Here is a 17,208-nt window from a genome sequence, read left to right as displayed (position 1 = left end):
AGCCAGACGTCGCTGCTGATGGCGGTCGGGCGGTCCGCGACTGCGGACCGGCCGAGGGAGAGAGGGCCTCCGACGGACTGCGCTGCGGGCGTCTGCGCGCGTCCCGGGCATGCGTGTGTTCGTACGCGTATGCCCGTGCCGCCGTGGCGACCGCAGCTGTCAGCAAGCCCACATGAGCCCCATCCATCCCTCGACCCATTTGAGGAGCAGCTCGCAATGACGACTGTCGCCGCCGGTCAGGACTTCAAGGTCGCCGACCTTTCCCTCGCCGACTTCGGCCGCAAGGAGATCACCCTCGCCGAGCACGAGATGCCCGGTCTGATGGCGATCCGCAAGGAGTACGCGGCATCGCAGCCGCTCGCCGGCGCCCGTGTCACCGGCTCCCTGCACATGACAGTGCAGACCGCCGTCCTCATCGAGACCCTGGTCGCCCTGGGCGCCGAGGTCCGCTGGGCGTCCTGCAACATCTTCTCCACCCAGGACCACGCCGCGGCCGCCATCGCCGTCGGCCCGAACGGCACGCCGGACAACCCTCAGGGCGTCCCGGTCTTCGCCTGGAAGGGCGAGACCCTCGAAGAGTACTGGTGGTGCACCGAGCAGGCCCTGACCTGGCCGAACTCGTCCACCGGCGGCCCGAACATGATCCTGGACGACGGCGGCGACGCCACGCTCCTGGTCCACAAGGGCGTCGAGTTCGAGAAGGCCGGCGAGGCCCCGGACCCGGCGACGGCGGACAGCGAGGAGTACGGCTACATCCTCCGCCTGCTCAACCGCACCCTCTCGGAGAACCCGCAGAAGTGGACGCTCCTGGCGTCCGAGATCCGCGGTGTCACCGAGGAGACCACGACCGGTGTCCACCGTCTCTACGAGATGCAGCGCGAAGGCACCCTCCTCTTCCCGGCGATCAACGTCAACGACGCGGTCACCAAGTCCAAGTTCGACAACAAGTACGGCTGCCGCCACTCGCTCGTCGACGGCATCAACCGCGCCACCGACGTCCTGATCGGCGGCAAGACCGTGGTCGTCTGCGGCTACGGCGATGTCGGCAAGGGCTGTGCGGAGTCCCTGCGCGGCCAGGGCGCCCGCGTGATCATCACCGAGATCGACCCGATCTGCGCACTGCAGGCGGCGATGGACGGCTACCAGGTCACGACCCTCGACGAGGTCATCGACAAGGCCGACATCTTCGTCACGGCGACGGGCAACAAGGACATCATCATGGCCACGGACATGGCCAAGATGAAGCACCAGGCGATCGTCGGCAACATCGGTCACTTCGACAACGAGATCGACATGGCCGGCCTCGCCAAGCTCCCGGGCATCGTCAAGGACGAGGTGAAGCCGCAGGTCCACACCTGGACCTTCCCGGACGGCAAGGTGATCATCGTGCTGTCCGAGGGCCGCCTGCTGAACCTGGGCAACGCGACCGGTCACCCCTCCTTCGTGATGTCGAACTCGTTCGCGGACCAGACCCTGGCCCAGATCGAGCTGTTCACCAAGCCGGAGGAGTACCCGACCGACGTCTACGTGCTGCCCAAGCACCTGGACGAGAAGGTCGCCCGCCTCCACCTCGACTCGCTCGGCGTGAAGCTCACCACGCTCCGCCCCGAGCAGGCCACCTACATCGGCGTCGAGGTCGAGGGTCCGTACAAGCCGGACCACTACCGTTACTGATCGACCGCCAGGCCGGTCTCCGATCAGCCCGACCGGAGACCGACGGGCCGGCACCGGCAGTGGCACCAGCGCACCAGGCAGGCCCCCGCACCCCCGTGCCGGGGGCCTGCCCCGTACCCGGAGAAGTCAGGCACCCCATGCCCCGCGGCCGCTATTCGCTCCATGATCCGCACGATCACACCCCCCTCGGAGAAGAGCATTTCCACTGCGCACCCGGTCCTTCCGGCTGGCGCTATGTGTCCCAGACGACCACGCCCTCAGGAGACCACGCGGGCTCCGTCGATCTGGCCCTCGACGAGCTCGGCCGCCCTATTCGTCTCGAACTCCACGCCGCGAGCTGGCAGGTCCGCGGCGCCGCCATCGACGGCGTCACCTGGGTCCGCACCGACCCCACCGGCGCCCATGCCACTGAAGGCAACGTCCGCGCCCACGCCTTCACCGGAACCTCCCCCGCTTTCCTCGTCGCGACCTCACGGCTGCTCCGCCTCACCCCCGGAGCCCCCGCGACCCGCGTCCGCCTCGTCGCTTTCACGGACCCGGTGCTCGCCCCCCGCACGATCGACCAGTCCTGGGCCCTGGTGAAGAGTGAAGCGCACGCCACTGACAACGGCCCCCTGACCGTGGACGAATACCAGGTCAGCGCCCTCGACACAGGGGAGCAGCACACCGTCCACATCGCCGGCGACGTGGTCCTCTCAGCCCCCGGCGTCGAGCTCGAGGACCTCGAAACCCCGCCGTCGGTATTCCCTGAACCCTGAGTCTGAGTGCCCGGGCCGAGGAGAACGAGAGTTCGCTCCTCCCGGGTCAGGCGGGCGGCGCGAATCCGGTCGCGGGCGGCGGCACAGGGGCAGGTTCGGCCGGCGAAGCGGGAACGGCGCCCTGACGCAGACCCGCGGCAGTACCAGGCCCCGGGTGAGGGGCGGTGTGAGCGACGGGATCGGCGTGACCCACCGGCTTGGTGTGACCGACCTGCTTGGCGTGACCGGCGGCCGAATCGGCGGGTCGTGCCTGTGGCACGGCGTGGGCCGGCCCCGCCGAAACCGCGGCAACCGCTCTGCGCGCGTCCCGTGCCTGCCGCTCATTCACCACGGCCGCCAGATAGGCCGCGGCGGGTACCCCCTCAGGCGCCGGTGCCCCGGTCCGCGCCGCCAGATCACCGGCCAGCCGCCCCGCCAGCGACCAGCTCACCTCCGCGTCGAGCTGGTGCATGCGTGTCAGGTACTGCCGTATCGCCAGCCACAGATCGTCCGGCACCCCGGAAAGATCCAGCCCTGCGAAGCGTCCCACCAGCCAAGGCGGCGGAGGAGGCACCGCAGCGGCCCGCGCCGCAGGCACCCGTTCCCGCACGACGAGCGTCCCCGCGAACACATCGCCGATGCGCCGCCCCCGCGCGGACACCAGCGAAGCGATGCACGCGACGACCCCGAACGTCAGGAGGATCTCCACCACGCCCATCGCCCCTCGCACGAGCGCGTGCCGGAACCGGATCGGCCCCCCGTCGTCACGTACCACCCTCAACCCGCAGGCCAGTTTCCCCAGCGAGCGCCCCCGGCTGAGCGTCTCCACCGCGATCGGCGCCCCCACGAGCACCAGCACGAACGTCGCGATCGACACCGCCATGACCGCGGCCTCGTCCAGCGACGCCGTGGCGATCGCGAGGCCGAGGGATATCAGCAGGTACGCCGTCCACACCACGGCGAGATCGATCGCGAGCGCCAGCGCCCGACTGGGCAGCCTCGCCGGGCGAAGCCCCAGTACGACCGCGTCCCCCGTCACAACCCCGCTCACGCGCCCACCCTCTTCCCTGACGGCTCTCACGCCAGTCTGCCAAGCTGACCGGAAACGTGTCGCAGCAGTACGAGCAGTTGTGCGAAACAGTCCGTACGAAACGAAAAATCCGTACGGTACGGACCAACGACGGACCTACCACGGACCACTCACGGACCCAGTGCCTGGAGCAGCAGCCGACCATGGACCTCGACGTCTTCGTCATGACCCACCGCGCGGAGTGGGACCGCCTGGACCACCTCCTGCGCCGCGGCCGTCGGCTCACCGGCGCCGAGGCGGACGAACTCGTCGCCCTCTACCAGCGCACTGCCACGCACCTCTCCCTTATTCAGTCCAGCGCGCCCGACCCCATGATCACGGGCCGTCTCACCCAGCTCGTCGCACGCGCCCGCTCCACGGTCACCGGCACCCGGCGCGCCACCTGGCGCGACGTCGCCCACTTCCTGACCGCCGGTTTCCCGGCAGCGATATACCGCTCCCGCCACTGGTGGGTCCCGACCGCCGTCCTCTCCACCCTCGTCGCCGCGATCATCGGCTGGTGGATCGGCACGCATCCCGAGGTCCAGTCGGCCATCGCCGCCCCGGGCGAGCTGCGTGAGCTCACACGCCCGGGTGGCGAGTACGAGACGTACTACTCGAGCCACCCCGCGGCCTCCTTCGCCGCCCAGGTATGGACGAACAACGCGCAGGCCGCCGCCATGTGCCTGGTCCTCGGCGCGTTCCTCTGCCTCCCTGTCCTCTGGATCCTCTTCCTCAACATGGCCAACCTGGGCATAGGCATCGGCCTCATGTCCTCGGCCGACCGCCTCGACACCTTCCTCGGCCTCGTCCTCCCGCACGGCCTGCTCGAACTGACGGCCGTGTTTGTCGCCGCCGGTACGGGACTCCGCCTCGGCTGGACCCTCATCGACCCCGGCCCGCAATCCCGCCGTACGGCCATGGCCCAGCAGGGCCGCGCCGCCCTCGGCATGGCCATGGGCCTCGCCCTGGTCCTCTTCGTCGCCGGTGTGATCGAAGGCTTCGTCACCCCGTCCGGACTCCCCACCTGGGCTCGCATCGCCATCGGCATCGTCGCCGAGCTCGCCTTCCTCGCGTACGTCTACGTCCTCGGCCGCCGCGCGGCTGTTGCCGGGGACGTGGGCGACCTCGACGCCTCGGAACGCAGCGCGGAGCTCCCGACGGCCGCCTGATGTGCGAGCAGCCCCCGTGAGCTGCTACTGTCCTCTTCGCCCGCCGGACCATTGACACGGCCCAAGCGGGGAGGTAGATTCAAACGGTTGCCTCGGACTGGACAGGTCCGAGTGTCACAACCTAGAATCTCTCTCGCTCTCATCGGAAATAGAGTTTCCGTGGGAGCCACTCGATTCCTCAATTCGGATCGCGAAGCCGATTAGGTCGGCCGAAAAGAATCTGATAACGTCGGAATCCGCCGAAAGGCAAAAGGCTCTCCAACGGCCACTGGAAACAGAATCCGAACCGGGAACGGAACGGAAAATGAATCTGGTAAGGTTGGAAACACCGAAGGGAAGCGCCTGGAGGAAAGCCCGAGAGGGTGAGTACGAAGGAAGCGTCCGTTCCTTGAGAACTCAACAGCGTGCCAAAAATCAACGCCAGATTAGTTGATACCCCGTCCATCTTCGGATGGTCGTGGTTCCTTTGAAGTCCTACCGGCCTGTGTGGCGGGTAGGCGTATACACAGCGAGGACGCTGTGTGCGATCGGGATTATTCCTCCTGGTTGCACCGCTCTCGTGTGTGTCGACCGGATGACCGGTAAACATTCACGGAGAGTTTGATCCTGGCTCAGGACGAACGCTGGCGGCGTGCTTAACACATGCAAGTCGAACGATGAAGCCTTTCGGGGTGGATTAGTGGCGAACGGGTGAGTAACACGTGGGCAATCTGCCCTTCACTCTGGGACAAGCCCTGGAAACGGGGTCTAATACCGGATAATACTGCGGACTGCATGGTCTGTGGTTGAAAGCTCCGGCGGTGAAGGATGAGCCCGCGGCCTATCAGCTTGTTGGTGGGGTGATGGCCCACCAAGGCGACGACGGGTAGCCGGCCTGAGAGGGCGACCGGCCACACTGGGACTGAGACACGGCCCAGACTCCTACGGGAGGCAGCAGTGGGGAATATTGCACAATGGGCGAAAGCCTGATGCAGCGACGCCGCGTGAGGGATGACGGCCTTCGGGTTGTAAACCTCTTTCAGCAGGGAAGAAGCGAAAGTGACGGTACCTGCAGAAGAAGCGCCGGCTAACTACGTGCCAGCAGCCGCGGTAATACGTAGGGCGCAAGCGTTGTCCGGAATTATTGGGCGTAAAGAGCTCGTAGGCGGCTTGTCGCGTCGGATGTGAAAGCCCGGGGCTTAACCCCGGGTCTGCATTCGATACGGGCAGGCTAGAGTGTGGTAGGGGAGATCGGAATTCCTGGTGTAGCGGTGAAATGCGCAGATATCAGGAGGAACACCGGTGGCGAAGGCGGATCTCTGGGCCATTACTGACGCTGAGGAGCGAAAGCGTGGGGAGCGAACAGGATTAGATACCCTGGTAGTCCACGCCGTAAACGTTGGGAACTAGGTGTTGGCGACATTCCACGTCGTCGGTGCCGCAGCTAACGCATTAAGTTCCCCGCCTGGGGAGTACGGCCGCAAGGCTAAAACTCAAAGGAATTGACGGGGGCCCGCACAAGCAGCGGAGCATGTGGCTTAATTCGACGCAACGCGAAGAACCTTACCAAGGCTTGACATATACCGGAAACGGCCAGAGATGGTCGCCCCCTTGTGGTCGGTATACAGGTGGTGCATGGCTGTCGTCAGCTCGTGTCGTGAGATGTTGGGTTAAGTCCCGCAACGAGCGCAACCCTTGTCCTGTGTTGCCAGCATGCCCTTCGGGGTGATGGGGACTCACAGGAGACCGCCGGGGTCAACTCGGAGGAAGGTGGGGACGACGTCAAGTCATCATGCCCCTTATGTCTTGGGCTGCACACGTGCTACAATGGCCGGTACAATGAGCTGCGATGCCGTGAGGCGGAGCGAATCTCAAAAAGCCGGTCTCAGTTCGGATTGGGGTCTGCAACTCGACCCCATGAAGTCGGAGTTGCTAGTAATCGCAGATCAGCATTGCTGCGGTGAATACGTTCCCGGGCCTTGTACACACCGCCCGTCACGTCACGAAAGTCGGTAACACCCGAAGCCGGTGGCCCAACCCCTTGTGGGAGGGAGCTGTCGAAGGTGGGACTGGCGATTGGGACGAAGTCGTAACAAGGTAGCCGTACCGGAAGGTGCGGCTGGATCACCTCCTTTCTAAGGAGCTTCTAGGCCGCCGGGCTTGCCCGGGGGTCCAGAGCCACTACGTCGGCGAGTGTCCGACGGTGGTTTGCTCATGGGTGGAACGTTGATTATTCGGCACGGTTGTCTTGATGGATCGCTAGTACTGCTTCGGCGTGGAACGTGATCGGGTCAAGTGGCCGTGTTGGGCGCGCTGTTGGGTGTCTGAGGGTAGCGGGCTATGGTCTGGACCTTCGCGATGCCGGCCCCGGTGAACTCCGATCTTTTGGTTGGGGGTGGTGGGTGGCTGGTCGTTGCTTGAGAACTGCACAGTGGACGCGAGCATCTGTGGCCAAGTTTTTAAGGGCGCACGGTGGATGCCTTGGCACCAGGAACCGATGAAGGACGTGGGAGGCCACGATAGTCCCCGGGGAGTCGTCAACCAGGCTTTGATCCGGGGGTTTCCGAATGGGGAAACCCGGCAGTCGTCATGGGCTGTCACCCGCTGCTGAACACATAGGCAGTGTGGAGGGAACGAGGGGAAGTGAAACATCTCAGTACCCTCAGGAAGAGAAAACAACCGTGATTCCGGGAGTAGTGGCGAGCGAAACTGGATGAGGCTAAACCTTGTACGTGTGAGACCCGGCAGGGGTTGCGTGCAGGGGGTTGTGGGAGTGTGTTTGATCGGTCTGCCGGCTGGTCGGAGAGTCAGAAACCGTTGGTGTAGTCGAAGGACATGCGAAAGGTCCGGCGTAGAGGGTAAGACCCCCGTAGACGAAATATCAGCGGCTCTCTTGCGTATTTCCCAAGTAGCACGGGGCCCGAGAAATCCCGTGTGAATCTGGCGGGACCACCCGCTAAGCCTAAATATTCCCTGGTGACCGATAGCGGATAGTACCGTGAGGGAATGGTGAAAAGTACCGCGGGAGCGGAGTGAAATAGTACCTGAAACCGTGTGCCTACAAGCCGTGGGAGCGTCGGGATCTTTTGGATCCTCGTGACTGCGTGCCTTTTGAAGAATGAGCCTGCGAGTTTGCGGTGTGTTGCGAGGTTAACCCGTGTGGGGAAGCCGTAGCGAAAGCGAGTCCGAATAGGGCGGTTTAGTAGCGCGCTCAAGACCCGAAGCGGAGTGATCTAGCCATGGGCAGGTTGAAGCGGAGGTAAGACTTCGTGGAGGACCGAACCCACCAGGGTTGAAAACCTGGGGGATGACCTGTGGTTAGGGGTGAAAGGCCAATCAAACTCCGTGATAGCTGGTTCTCCCCGAAATGCATTTAGGTGCAGCGTCGTGTGTTTCTTGCCGGAGGTAGAGCACTGGATAGGCGATGGGCCCTACCGGGTTACTGACCTTAGCCAAACTCCGAATGCCGGTAAGTGAGAGCGCGGCAGTGAGACTGTGGGGGATAAGCTCCATGGTCGAGAGGGAAACAGCCCAGAGCATCGACTAAGGCCCCTAAGCGTACGCTAAGTGGGAAAGGATGTGGAGTCGCAGAGACAACCAGGAGGTTGGCTTAGAAGCAGCCACCCTTGAAAGAGTGCGTAATAGCTCACTGGTCAAGTGATTCCGCGCCGACAATGTAGCGGGGCTCAAGCGTACCGCCGAAGTCGTGTCATTGCAGTACATACCCCCAACGGGGACTGTGATGGGTAGGGGAGCGTCGTGTGCCGGGTGAAGCAGCCGTGGAAGCGAGTTGTGGACGGTTCACGAGTGAGAATGCAGGCATGAGTAGCGATACACACGTGGGAAACGTGTGCGCCGATTGACTAAGGGTTCCTGGGTCAAGCTGATCTGCCCAGGGTAAGTCGGGACCTAAGGCGAGGCCGACAGGCGTAGTCGATGGACAACCGGTTGATATTCCGGTACCCGCTTTGAAACGCCCAATATCGAGCCCATTAATGCTAAGGCCGTGAAGCCGTCGGGTGCGTCTTCGGACAATCTCGGAGTGGTGGAGCCGCCGGTCCAAGGTGGTAGTAGGTAAGTGATGGGGTGACGCAGGAAGGTAGTCCAGCCCGGGCGGTGGTTGTCCCGGGGTAAGGGTGTAGGCCGTGTGGTAGGTAAATCCGTCACACATTGAGGCTGAGACCTGATGCCGAGCCGATTGTGGTGAAGTGGATGATCCTATGCTGTCGAGAAAAGCCTCTAGCGAGTTTCATGGCGGCCCGTACCCTAAACCGACTCAGGTGGTCAGGTAGAGAATACCGAGGCGTTCGGGTGAACTATGGTTAAGGAACTCGGCAAAATGCCCCCGTAACTTCGGGAGAAGGGGGGCCACGTCTGGTGAGGGAATTTACTTCCTGAGCTGGGGGTGGCCGCAGAGACCAGCGAGAAGCGACTGTTTACTAAAAACACAGGTCCGTGCGAAGCCGTAAGGCGATGTATACGGACTGACGCCTGCCCGGTGCTGGAACGTTAAGGGGACCGGTTAGCTTGGATTCGTCCAGGCGAAGCTGAGAACTTAAGCGCCAGTAAACGGCGGTGGTAACTATAACCATCCTAAGGTAGCGAAATTCCTTGTCGGGTAAGTTCCGACCTGCACGAATGGCGTAACGACTTCTCGACTGTCTCAACCATAGGCCCGGTGAAATTGCACTACGAGTAAAGATGCTCGTTTCGCGCAGCAGGACGGAAAGACCCCGGGACCTTTACTACAGTTTGATATTGGTGTTCGGTTCGGCTTGTGTAGGATAGGTGGGAGACTGTGAAGCGGCCACGCCAGTGGTTGTGGAGTCGTCGTTGAAATACCACTCTGGTCGTGCTGGATGTCTAACCTGGGTCCGTGATCCGGATCAGGGACAGTGTCTGATGGGTAGTTTAACTGGGGCGGTTGCCTCCTAAAGAGTAACGGAGGCGCCCAAAGGTTCCCTCAGCCTGGTTGGCAATCAGGTGTTGAGTGTAAGTGCACAAGGGAGCTTGACTGTGAGACCGACGGGTCGAGCAGGGACGAAAGTCGGGACTAGTGATCCGGCGGTGGCTTGTGGAAGCGCCGTCGCTCAACGGATAAAAGGTACCCCGGGGATAACAGGCTGATCTTCCCCAAGAGTCCATATCGACGGGATGGTTTGGCACCTCGATGTCGGCTCGTCGCATCCTGGGGCTGGAGTCGGTCCCAAGGGTTGGGCTGTTCGCCCATTAAAGCGGTACGCGAGCTGGGTTTAGAACGTCGTGAGACAGTTCGGTCCCTATCCGCTGTGCGCGTAGGAGTCTTGAGAAGGGCTGTCCCTAGTACGAGAGGACCGGGACGGACGAACCTCTGGTGTGCCAGTTGTTCTGCCAAGGGCATGGCTGGTTGGCTACGTTCGGGAGGGATAACCGCTGAAAGCATCTAAGCGGGAAGCCTGCTTCGAGATGAGGACTCCCACCTCCTAGAGAGGGTAAGGCTCCCAGTAGACGACTGGGTTGATAGGCCGGATATGGAAGCCAGGTAACTGGTGGAGTTGACCGGTACTAATAGGCCGAGGGCTTGTCCTCAGTTGCTCGCGTCCACTGTGTTAGTTCTGAAGTAACGAACTCGCCTTTTGCTGGCTGGTAGTTCGGTATCTTCATAGTGTTTCGGTGGTCATAGCGTTAGGGAAACGCCCGGTTACATTTCGAACCCGGAAGCTAAGCCTTTCAGCGCCGATGGTACTGCAGGGGGGACCCTGTGGGAGAGTAGGACGCCGCCGAACAATCATTCAGGAAAGCCCTGGACCGTCACGGTCCGGGGCTTTCCTGCGTTTAAGGCCCTGCCTCGCTGCTCGTCGCTCTTCGCAGCTAGAGCCGGCCCGCCGCCTTCAAGGCCAAATAGGCATCGGCAAGGGCCGGTGCCAGATTTTCCGGTGTGGCATCGACGACGGTGACGCCGTGACGCTGGAGCTGTTCCGCCGTCCGGCGGCGTTGAATCCCGGTCTGGGTGCCGGCCGCAGCGTCGTACACAGCGTCCAGGGAGCCTCCGGCGCTCGCCATTTCCTCGATATGCGGATCGGCGACGGCGGCAACGAGCACCGTGTGGCGCTGGGTGAGTTGAGGGAGGACCGGCAACAGGCCCTCCTCGATCGGAGCAGCGTCCAGACTGGTCAGCAGGACGATGAGGGAGCGCTGCGGGGCGTGCTTCAGCGCGGCGGCGCTGAGACCTCGGGCGTCGGTTTCCACGAGCTCGGGTTCGAGCGGGGCAAGCGCGTTGACCATGGCCGGGAGCACTTCGCCGGCGGCGCGGCGCTGGACCTGGGCGCGCGTGCGCCGGTCGTAGGCCAGGAGGTCCACCCGGTCACCGGCGCGCGTCGCGAGTGCCGTGAGGAGGAGCGCCGCGTCCATCGAGGCGTCCAGGCGCGGGACGTTGCCCACCCGTCCGGCCGAGGTCCGACCGGTGTCGAGGACGATGAGGATGTGGCGGTCCCGCTCAGGTCGCCAGGTGCGCACGGCGACGGTTGTCTGGCGGGCCGTGGCGCGCCAGTCGATGGACCGGGTGTCGTCGCCGGGCACGTACTCGCGGAGGCTGTCGAACTCGGTTCCTTCGCCGCGGATCAGGACACTGGTGCGGCCGTCGAGTTCGCGCAGGCGGGCGAGGCGGGACGGGAGATGCTTTCGGCTGGTGAAGGGGGGCAGGACACGCACGGTCCACGGCACCTCGTGATTCCCCTGGCGGGCCGCGAGGCCGAGCGGGCCGTAGGAACGGACTGTGACGCGTGCCGCCTGGCGGTCACCACGGCGGGTGGGGCGCAGAGTAGTGGAGATCCGGCGGCGCTCACCCGCCGGGATCGTCAGCGTGTGGCGTGAGGATGCCTGTTCCGTTCCGGGCAGCCAGCTGCTGGGGGGCCAGGCATCGCGCAGCCGGGCGCGCAGCCGACGGGCAGACGGATTGGTGATGGTGAGCTGGACTTCGGCGCTGTCACCGAGTCGAACCGATGTGTCACCGCTTCGGGTGAACTGTAGCTTTCGCACTGGTGCAGCCATGGCGTAGTCGCACAGAATTGCTACTGAGAGTGGTGCGTTGACGGCAAGGATCCCTGCCCAGCTGGGTTCGAGGATGCCGACGGGCAGGGAGCCGAGGGCTGCGAGGAGGGTTGTTCGTCCGGTGAGGGCCATGGCGCACCGCCTCAGCGGGGAACGGGGACGTGGGCGAGGATCGCGGTGATGACGGAGTCTGCGGTGACTCCTTCCATCTCTGCTTCGGGGCGCAGCTGGATGCGGTGCCGGAGGGTGGGAAGGGCCAGGGCCTTCACATCGTCCGGGATGACGTAGTCGCGGCCGGTCAGCCAGGCCCAGGCCCGCGCGGTGGAGAGCAGTGCGGTGGCGCCTCGGGGGGAGACACCGAGGGTGAGCGAGGGGGATTCACGCGTGGCACGACAGATATCGACGACATAGCCGGCGATCTCGGGGGACACCGAGGTCTTTGCGACGGCGGCACGGGCGGCTTCGAGCGCGGCCGGCCCGGCGACGGGACGGATGCCCGCGGCGTGGAGGTCGCGGGGGTTGAACCCTTCGGCGTGCCGGGACAGCACGTTGATCTCGTCCTGGCGTGAGGGCAGCGGCACGGTCAGCTTCAGCAGGAAGCGGTCGAGCTGTGCTTCCGGGAGGGGGTACGTGCCTTCGTACTCGACCGGATTCTGGGTCGCGGCGACCAGGAACGGGTCGGGCAGTGGGCGGGGCGTGCCGTCGACGGTGACCTGGCGTTCCTCCATGGCCTCGAGCAGCGACGCCTGGGTCTTGGGCGGTGTCCGGTTGATCTCGTCGGCGAGCAGCAGATTTGTGAAGACGGGCCCCTGCTGGAAGGAGAACTCCGCGGTCCGCGCGTCGTAGACGAGTGAGCCCGTGACATCGCTCGGCATGAGGTCGGGGGTGAACTGGACGCGCTTGGTGTCGAGTTCGAGGGATGCGGCGAGGGCTCGGACGAGGAGCGTCTTGGCCACGCCGGGCACTCCCTCGAGCAGGACGTGGCCGCGGCAGAGCAGGGCGACGACGAGTCCGGTGACTGCGGAGTCCTGGCCGACCACGGCCTTCGCGATCTCGGTCCGCAGGGCCTCGAGGGAGGCGCGTGCGCTGTCCGAGTGCTCTGGGGTCTCGGGGGTCGGGGCGCTCATGAAGTGCGTACCTCTCTTTCGAGGGCGTCGAGTTGGTCAGCCAGGCGGATGAGAGCGGCGTCGTCGGTGGGCGCCGGGCCGAAGAGCAGAGCACGGAGGTCCCGGTCGTCGGCGGTGAGGCGCGTGGAGACGGAGGGGAGCAGAACATCGGGGGTGTGGGCGTGTGCCGAGGCGATGCCGAGGAGAAGGGCGAGCCGGGTGCGGGTGGCCGAGCGGAGGGTGGAGGCGGCGCGATCGCGGGCGTTGGCCTTGCGGTAGAGGCGGGCCCGGCCCTCGGTGGCTTCGGAGGCGCGAATGGCGACGGGCAGCCGTTCGGTGACCAGCGGTCCGAGCCGGCGGGCACGCCAGACAGCCGCGAGCAGGGCGGCGATGAACAGTTGGAGCGTGCCCCACAGCCAGCCGGAGGGGATCAGCTCGCCGAGGCTGCTCTCCCCGCCTTCTTCGCCGCTGCCGTCGGCGGCGGATTCATCACTGAGTGAGGGGAGGTACCAGACCAGATGAGGCCGGGAGCCCAGGAGTTGGAGCGCGAGGGAGGCGTTGCCTTCCTTGTCCAGGCGCTCGTTGTAGAGGATGTCGGGGGAGCCCAGGAGGACGGTGTCGCCGTCGCCGGGGTCCTTGACCGTGAGAAGGGTGGGCAGACCCTTGCTGGGGTAGCAGCCGACGGTGTCGAGCGGGCCCTTGGAGGCGTAGCGCTCGCCGCCGATGTCGGCCTTGCCGGCGCGCTCGGCGGCGGGGAGGGCGCACTGGGGGGCGCGGGCGGAGATCGGAGCGGGCGAGTCCGCGCGTACGCCGGGGGCGAGGATGCCGAGGGAGGGCGGGCCTGGGGTGATCAGGACCGTCCGGCCGCCGGAGGGGACCATCGCCGTGCGCAGAGCCTCCTGCTGGCGCGGGGTCAGCAGGTCCGGGGTGACCACGAGCAGGGTGGTGTCGGGGCCGGTGGCGGCGGTGGCCTCGTCGAGGGTGGTGACCACGCGTGTGTCGATCCCCTGGCCCTTGAGGAGCTCGGCGACGGCCCGGCTGCCCGGGCCGTCCGCGGAGCGGGGGTCGAGGCGTCCGTGCTGCTGGCCGGAGCGGACCGCGGCGATGGCGACCCCGGCGGCGATGAGAACGACGAGGAAGAGCAGTACCCCTCGGCTCCGCGTCCAGATCTGGCGGGAGGTCGGGGAGGTCGACGTGGTGTCCGTGGTGTCCGTGGTCATCCGGCCGCTCCCCGTGCCGCGCTGCCCAGTTGGGGCTTGGAGCGTTCCAGCCGGTCGTCGAGGTCCTTCAGACGCAGGTATGTCTGCTGGTCGGCGGTACGGCCGCCGTATGTGACGTCGTCGAAGGAGCGTGCTGCGGCGCGCAGGGCGTCGGCGTGGTCGGGCATGGGACCGCCTGCCTCCGCTGCGGCTTCGTCGGCGGTCCGCCCCGGACGCGGGTCGAGGAGGGCCCGCTCCTCCAGGGAGCGGACGATGGCACGCATCCGCTCCTGGACGGCCTGGGCGAAACGGCCCGCGGCGGCGTGTGCCTCGGCGGTGGTGCGGTGGTCGGCGGCGGTGCGGGGGCTGTCGTCGAAGAGGGCATCTCCGCCTGTGGGGGTGCGGCGGGGGGTGCCCAGCCGCCACCAGAGGGCGGCGGTCAGGGCGATGACGAGCACGATGATGACGAGGAGTCCGAGCAGGCCGCCGGGGGTGGCATGGGACGCGGAGCTGAAGATGCCGTCGACCCACTCCCAGAAGCGGTCGAGGGCGCGCTCGAGGAGGTTCGGATCGTTCTCGTGGTACATCGGCTTGGACAGTTCACGCTCGGCCGCCTCGCGGGCCGGGACGCGCGGGATGTCCACCGGTGCGTCGTCGGCACGGATCAAGAACCGTGCCGTGGTCGTGCCCCCCGTGACCGACACCGCATCAGCCCCTGGAAGTGTCGGTGCCGGATGCCGGGGAGTCGTGGCCGGGGACGCCTGCGGCACGGGCCAGTTCGAGGTCGAGTGCCTCCCGGCGGATGCGCTGGTCCACGTAGAGGAGGACTGTCACGCCGGCCGAGATCGGGTAGGTGATGGCCGATGCGATCACCGCTCCGATGCCGGTGATGATCAGGAACGGCCAGCCGAACTCGGGGGTGCTGCCGCTGAACAGCCCGCTGAGACCGTCGCCGTCGGCCGCGTAGGCGAGCAGGCCGAACGGCATGCCGATGATCATCGAGACGATGATGGTGAGGACCAGCACCAGCAGCAGGATGCCGAACGTCCGCCACCAGGCGCCGCGGACGAGTTTGGCGGAGCGGCGCATCGACTGTGCGATGCCCGCACGCTCCAGCATCAGCGCGGGCGAGGCGAGCGCGTAGCGGACCCAGAGCCAGATCCCGACGAGGCCGCCTGCGAATCCGCCCAGCACACCGAGGGCACCGGAGCCGAGCAGTGCTCCGGGGAGCGTGCCGACGGCGATGGCGCCGGCGGTCATCACGGTGATGAGCAGGGTCAGTCCGAGGAGCTTCGGCAGCCGCGTCCGGGCCTCGTTCCAGGCGTCGGCGAGAGTGACGGGTCGGCCGAGGACCGAGCGGCTGACCACGATGGTGAGCAGCGCTGTGCTGACGATGGTGGCGATCAACGTGATGAGCAGCGTCGGCACCATGGCGATCATGCTCGACTGCATGGCGTCGACGGTCTGGACGAGCGCCACCTCGGGGCTTGCTTCCGGATCGATCTCCGGGGCCCGGGGAAGCAGATAGCGCTGGATGAGGATGTCGGTGATCTGGGAGATGACCGAGACGGTGATCGTGACGCCCAGCACCGTCCGCCAGTGCTCGCGCAGCGTCGACACCGCACCGTCGAGGATCTCGCCGACGCCCAGAGGACGCAGCGGGATGACACCGGGCTTGGCGGCCGGCGGCCGGCCCCAGTCTCCGCTCCACTGGGGCTGGTTGCCCCAGGCGGGCTGGACGGCCGGCGGCACGGGACCGCCACCCGGTGCGGTAGGGGGAGTCCACTGACCGGCAGGCGGCTGCTGCTTGGACCACTTCGCATCGGACCCGGCCGAGTCGGCGGGCCGCGGAACTCCGGAGCCCTGGCTGTCGGAGGGCTCGGATCCGGGCGAGGCCCAGCCCGAAGTGTCGTTCACAGTCGTCCACCTCGTGGAGTGATCAGGCGGTCGGCTCGGCGAGCCGGCGCTGTCCCGGTGCCTGTCCGCGCGGATCGGCGGGAGGCTGGCAGCCATCGTGCCACGCGGCGCCCGGCGGTGGACCGGGCACCGGATCACGTTCTCACCTTCATTGTGGCTGCCGTAACGGGCAGACTGGGCGGATGGTTGATCAGCATGCTCGGCCTCCGGCCGGCGAGGGCTCCCCGCCGCTGCCGTCGCTGCGCTGGGACGAGCCGCTCGGAGGCCCCGTACTGGTGCTTCTCGATCAGACCCGGCTGCCGGCCGAGGAGGTCGAGCTGGTCTGTGCGGACGTTCCGACGCTGGTGCGGGCGATCCGGACGCTCGCCGTGCGCGGGGCGCCCCTGCTCGGGATCACCGGGGCGTACGGGGTGGCGCTGGCGGCCGCCCGAGGCGACGACGTCGCGGAGGCGGCGGCCCAGCTTGAGGGGGCGCGGCCCACCGCGGTCAACCTCGGGTACGGGGTGCGGCGGGCGGCCGCGGCGTATCGGGAGGCGGTCGGCGGGGGCGCCGGTGCGGAAGAGGCGGCCGGGGCGGTGCTGCGCGAGGCGAAGGAGCTGCATCGGGAAGATGCGGCAGCCAGCGAGCGAATGGCGCACCACGGGCTCGCGCTCCTCGATGAGCTGCTGCCCGGCGGCGGTCACCGGATCCTGACGCACTGCAACACGGGGCGGCTGGTGTCGGGCGGGGAAGGCACGGCGTTCGCCGTGGCGCTCGCGGCGCACCGGGCGGGACGGCTGCGCACGCTCTGGGTGGACGAGACGCGGCCTCTGCTGCAAGGCTCCCGGCTCACCGCGTACGAGGCGGCGGTGAACGGGCTGCCGTACACGCTGCTGACGGACAATGCCGCAGGCTCGCTGTTCGCGGCGGGGCAGGTGGACGCGGTGCTGATCGGCGCCGACCGGATCGCGGCGGACGGCTCCGTGGCGAACAAGGTGGGGAGCTATCCGCTGGCGGTGCTCGCCAAGTACCACCATGTGCCGTTCATCGTGGTGGCGCCGACCACCACGGTGGATCTGCGGACCGAGGACGGGGTGTCGATCGAGGTCGAGCAGAGGTCGGGACGGGAGGTGACGGAGGTCACAGGGCTGCGGGTGGGAGCGGGCGGACCTGTCGACGGGCTGCCGGTGGCGCCGCCGGGAACCGTTGTGTACAACCCCGCGTTCGACATCACGCCGCCGGAACTCGTGACGGCCGTCGTGACGGAAGAAGGAGCGGTGTCCCCGGTCACCGGGGGCGGAATAGCCGAGCTGTGTGCCAGGTCACGCCAGGTAACGATTAGCTAAT

General features: G+C 66.3%; 10 protein-coding genes and 3 rRNA genes. 7 read left to right on the top strand and 6 right to left on the bottom strand.

Annotated features, from left to right (window positions below; all coding sequences use genetic code 11):
* Window positions 1–216 precede the first annotated feature (216 nt).
* Both ahcY and KK483_RS13120 read left to right on the top strand, forming a co-directional pair.
* Window positions 217–1,674 carry an adenosylhomocysteinase gene (gene ahcY / locus KK483_RS13125; protein WP_262005413.1) on the top strand — a complete coding sequence of 486 codons (1,458 nt, stop codon included), beginning with the start codon at window positions 217–219 and terminating at the stop codon, window positions 1,672–1,674.
* A gap of 137 nt (window positions 1,675–1,811) precedes the next feature.
* Window positions 1,812–2,432, top strand: a complete 621-nt coding sequence (locus tag KK483_RS13120) for a hypothetical protein (protein ID WP_262005412.1) — start codon at window positions 1,812–1,814, stop codon at window positions 2,430–2,432.
* 46 nt (window positions 2,433–2,478) lie between these two features.
* On the opposite strand, the gene KK483_RS13115 is transcribed toward KK483_RS13120, so the two are convergent.
* Window positions 2,479–3,462, bottom strand: a complete 984-nt coding sequence (locus KK483_RS13115) for an RDD family protein (RefSeq protein ID WP_262005411.1) — start codon at window positions 3,460–3,462, stop codon at window positions 2,479–2,481.
* A 182-nt stretch (window positions 3,463–3,644) separates the two neighbouring features.
* Between KK483_RS13115 and KK483_RS13110 the strand changes: the two genes are divergently transcribed.
* The 4 genes from KK483_RS13110 to rrf all read left to right on the top strand — a co-directional run bounded on the left by KK483_RS13110 (window position 3,645) and on the right by rrf (window position 10,396).
* A complete protein-coding gene (locus KK483_RS13110) occupies window positions 3,645–4,652 on the top strand; it encodes a stage II sporulation protein M (protein WP_262009462.1) in 1,008 nt (335 codons plus the stop codon).
* A 588-nt stretch (window positions 4,653–5,240) separates the two neighbouring features.
* Window positions 5,241–6,766: ribosomal RNA gene (locus tag KK483_RS13105) — 16S ribosomal RNA — on the top strand.
* A 314-nt stretch (window positions 6,767–7,080) separates the two neighbouring features.
* Window positions 7,081–10,199 (top strand): 23S ribosomal RNA (locus KK483_RS13100).
* An 80-nt stretch (window positions 10,200–10,279) separates the two neighbouring features.
* Window positions 10,280–10,396 (top strand): 5S ribosomal RNA (rrf, locus tag KK483_RS13095).
* The 16S, 23S and 5S rRNA genes sit together here, the layout of an rRNA operon.
* An 85-nt stretch (window positions 10,397–10,481) precedes the next feature.
* Here the strand turns inward: rrf and KK483_RS13090 are convergent.
* From KK483_RS13090 to KK483_RS13070, 5 genes are read right to left on the bottom strand one after another with little or no spacing between them, the layout of a single operon-like run.
* Window positions 10,482–11,792: a DUF58 domain-containing protein gene (locus KK483_RS13090; RefSeq protein ID WP_262005410.1), complete on the bottom strand. Its 1,311-nt coding sequence runs from the start codon at window positions 11,790–11,792 to the stop codon at window positions 10,482–10,484.
* Window positions 11,793–11,803: 11 nt separating this feature from the next.
* Window positions 11,804–12,787, bottom strand: a complete 984-nt coding sequence (locus KK483_RS13085) for a MoxR family ATPase (protein WP_262005409.1) — start codon at window positions 12,785–12,787, stop codon at window positions 11,804–11,806.
* A complete protein-coding gene (locus KK483_RS13080) occupies window positions 12,784–13,986 on the bottom strand; it encodes a DUF4350 domain-containing protein (RefSeq protein WP_262005408.1) in 1,203 nt (400 codons plus the stop codon). The genes KK483_RS13085 and KK483_RS13080 overlap by 4 nt, the downstream gene beginning before the upstream one ends.
* A complete protein-coding gene (locus KK483_RS13075) occupies window positions 13,983–14,669 on the bottom strand; it encodes a DUF4129 domain-containing protein (protein ID WP_262005407.1) in 687 nt (228 codons plus the stop codon). The genes KK483_RS13080 and KK483_RS13075 overlap by 4 nt, the downstream gene beginning before the upstream one ends.
* 4 nt (window positions 14,670–14,673) lie before the next feature.
* Entirely contained in the window at window positions 14,674–15,882 is a 1,209-nt protein-coding gene (locus tag KK483_RS13070) for a glycerophosphoryl diester phosphodiesterase membrane domain-containing protein (protein ID WP_262005406.1), read from the bottom strand.
* A 182-nt stretch (window positions 15,883–16,064) separates the two neighbouring features.
* On the opposite strand from KK483_RS13070, the gene mtnA reads away from it, so the two are divergent.
* A complete protein-coding gene (gene mtnA / locus KK483_RS13065) occupies window positions 16,065–17,207 on the top strand; it encodes an S-methyl-5-thioribose-1-phosphate isomerase (protein WP_262005405.1) in 1,143 nt (380 codons plus the stop codon).
* Window position 17,208 lies beyond the last annotated feature (1 nt).

Origin of the sequence: Streptomyces sp. FIT100 (genome assembly GCF_024584805.1) — a bacterium.
Taxonomy (GTDB): domain Bacteria; phylum Actinomycetota; class Actinomycetes; order Streptomycetales; family Streptomycetaceae; genus Streptomyces.
This window is presented reverse-complemented; position numbering and strand designations above follow the sequence as displayed.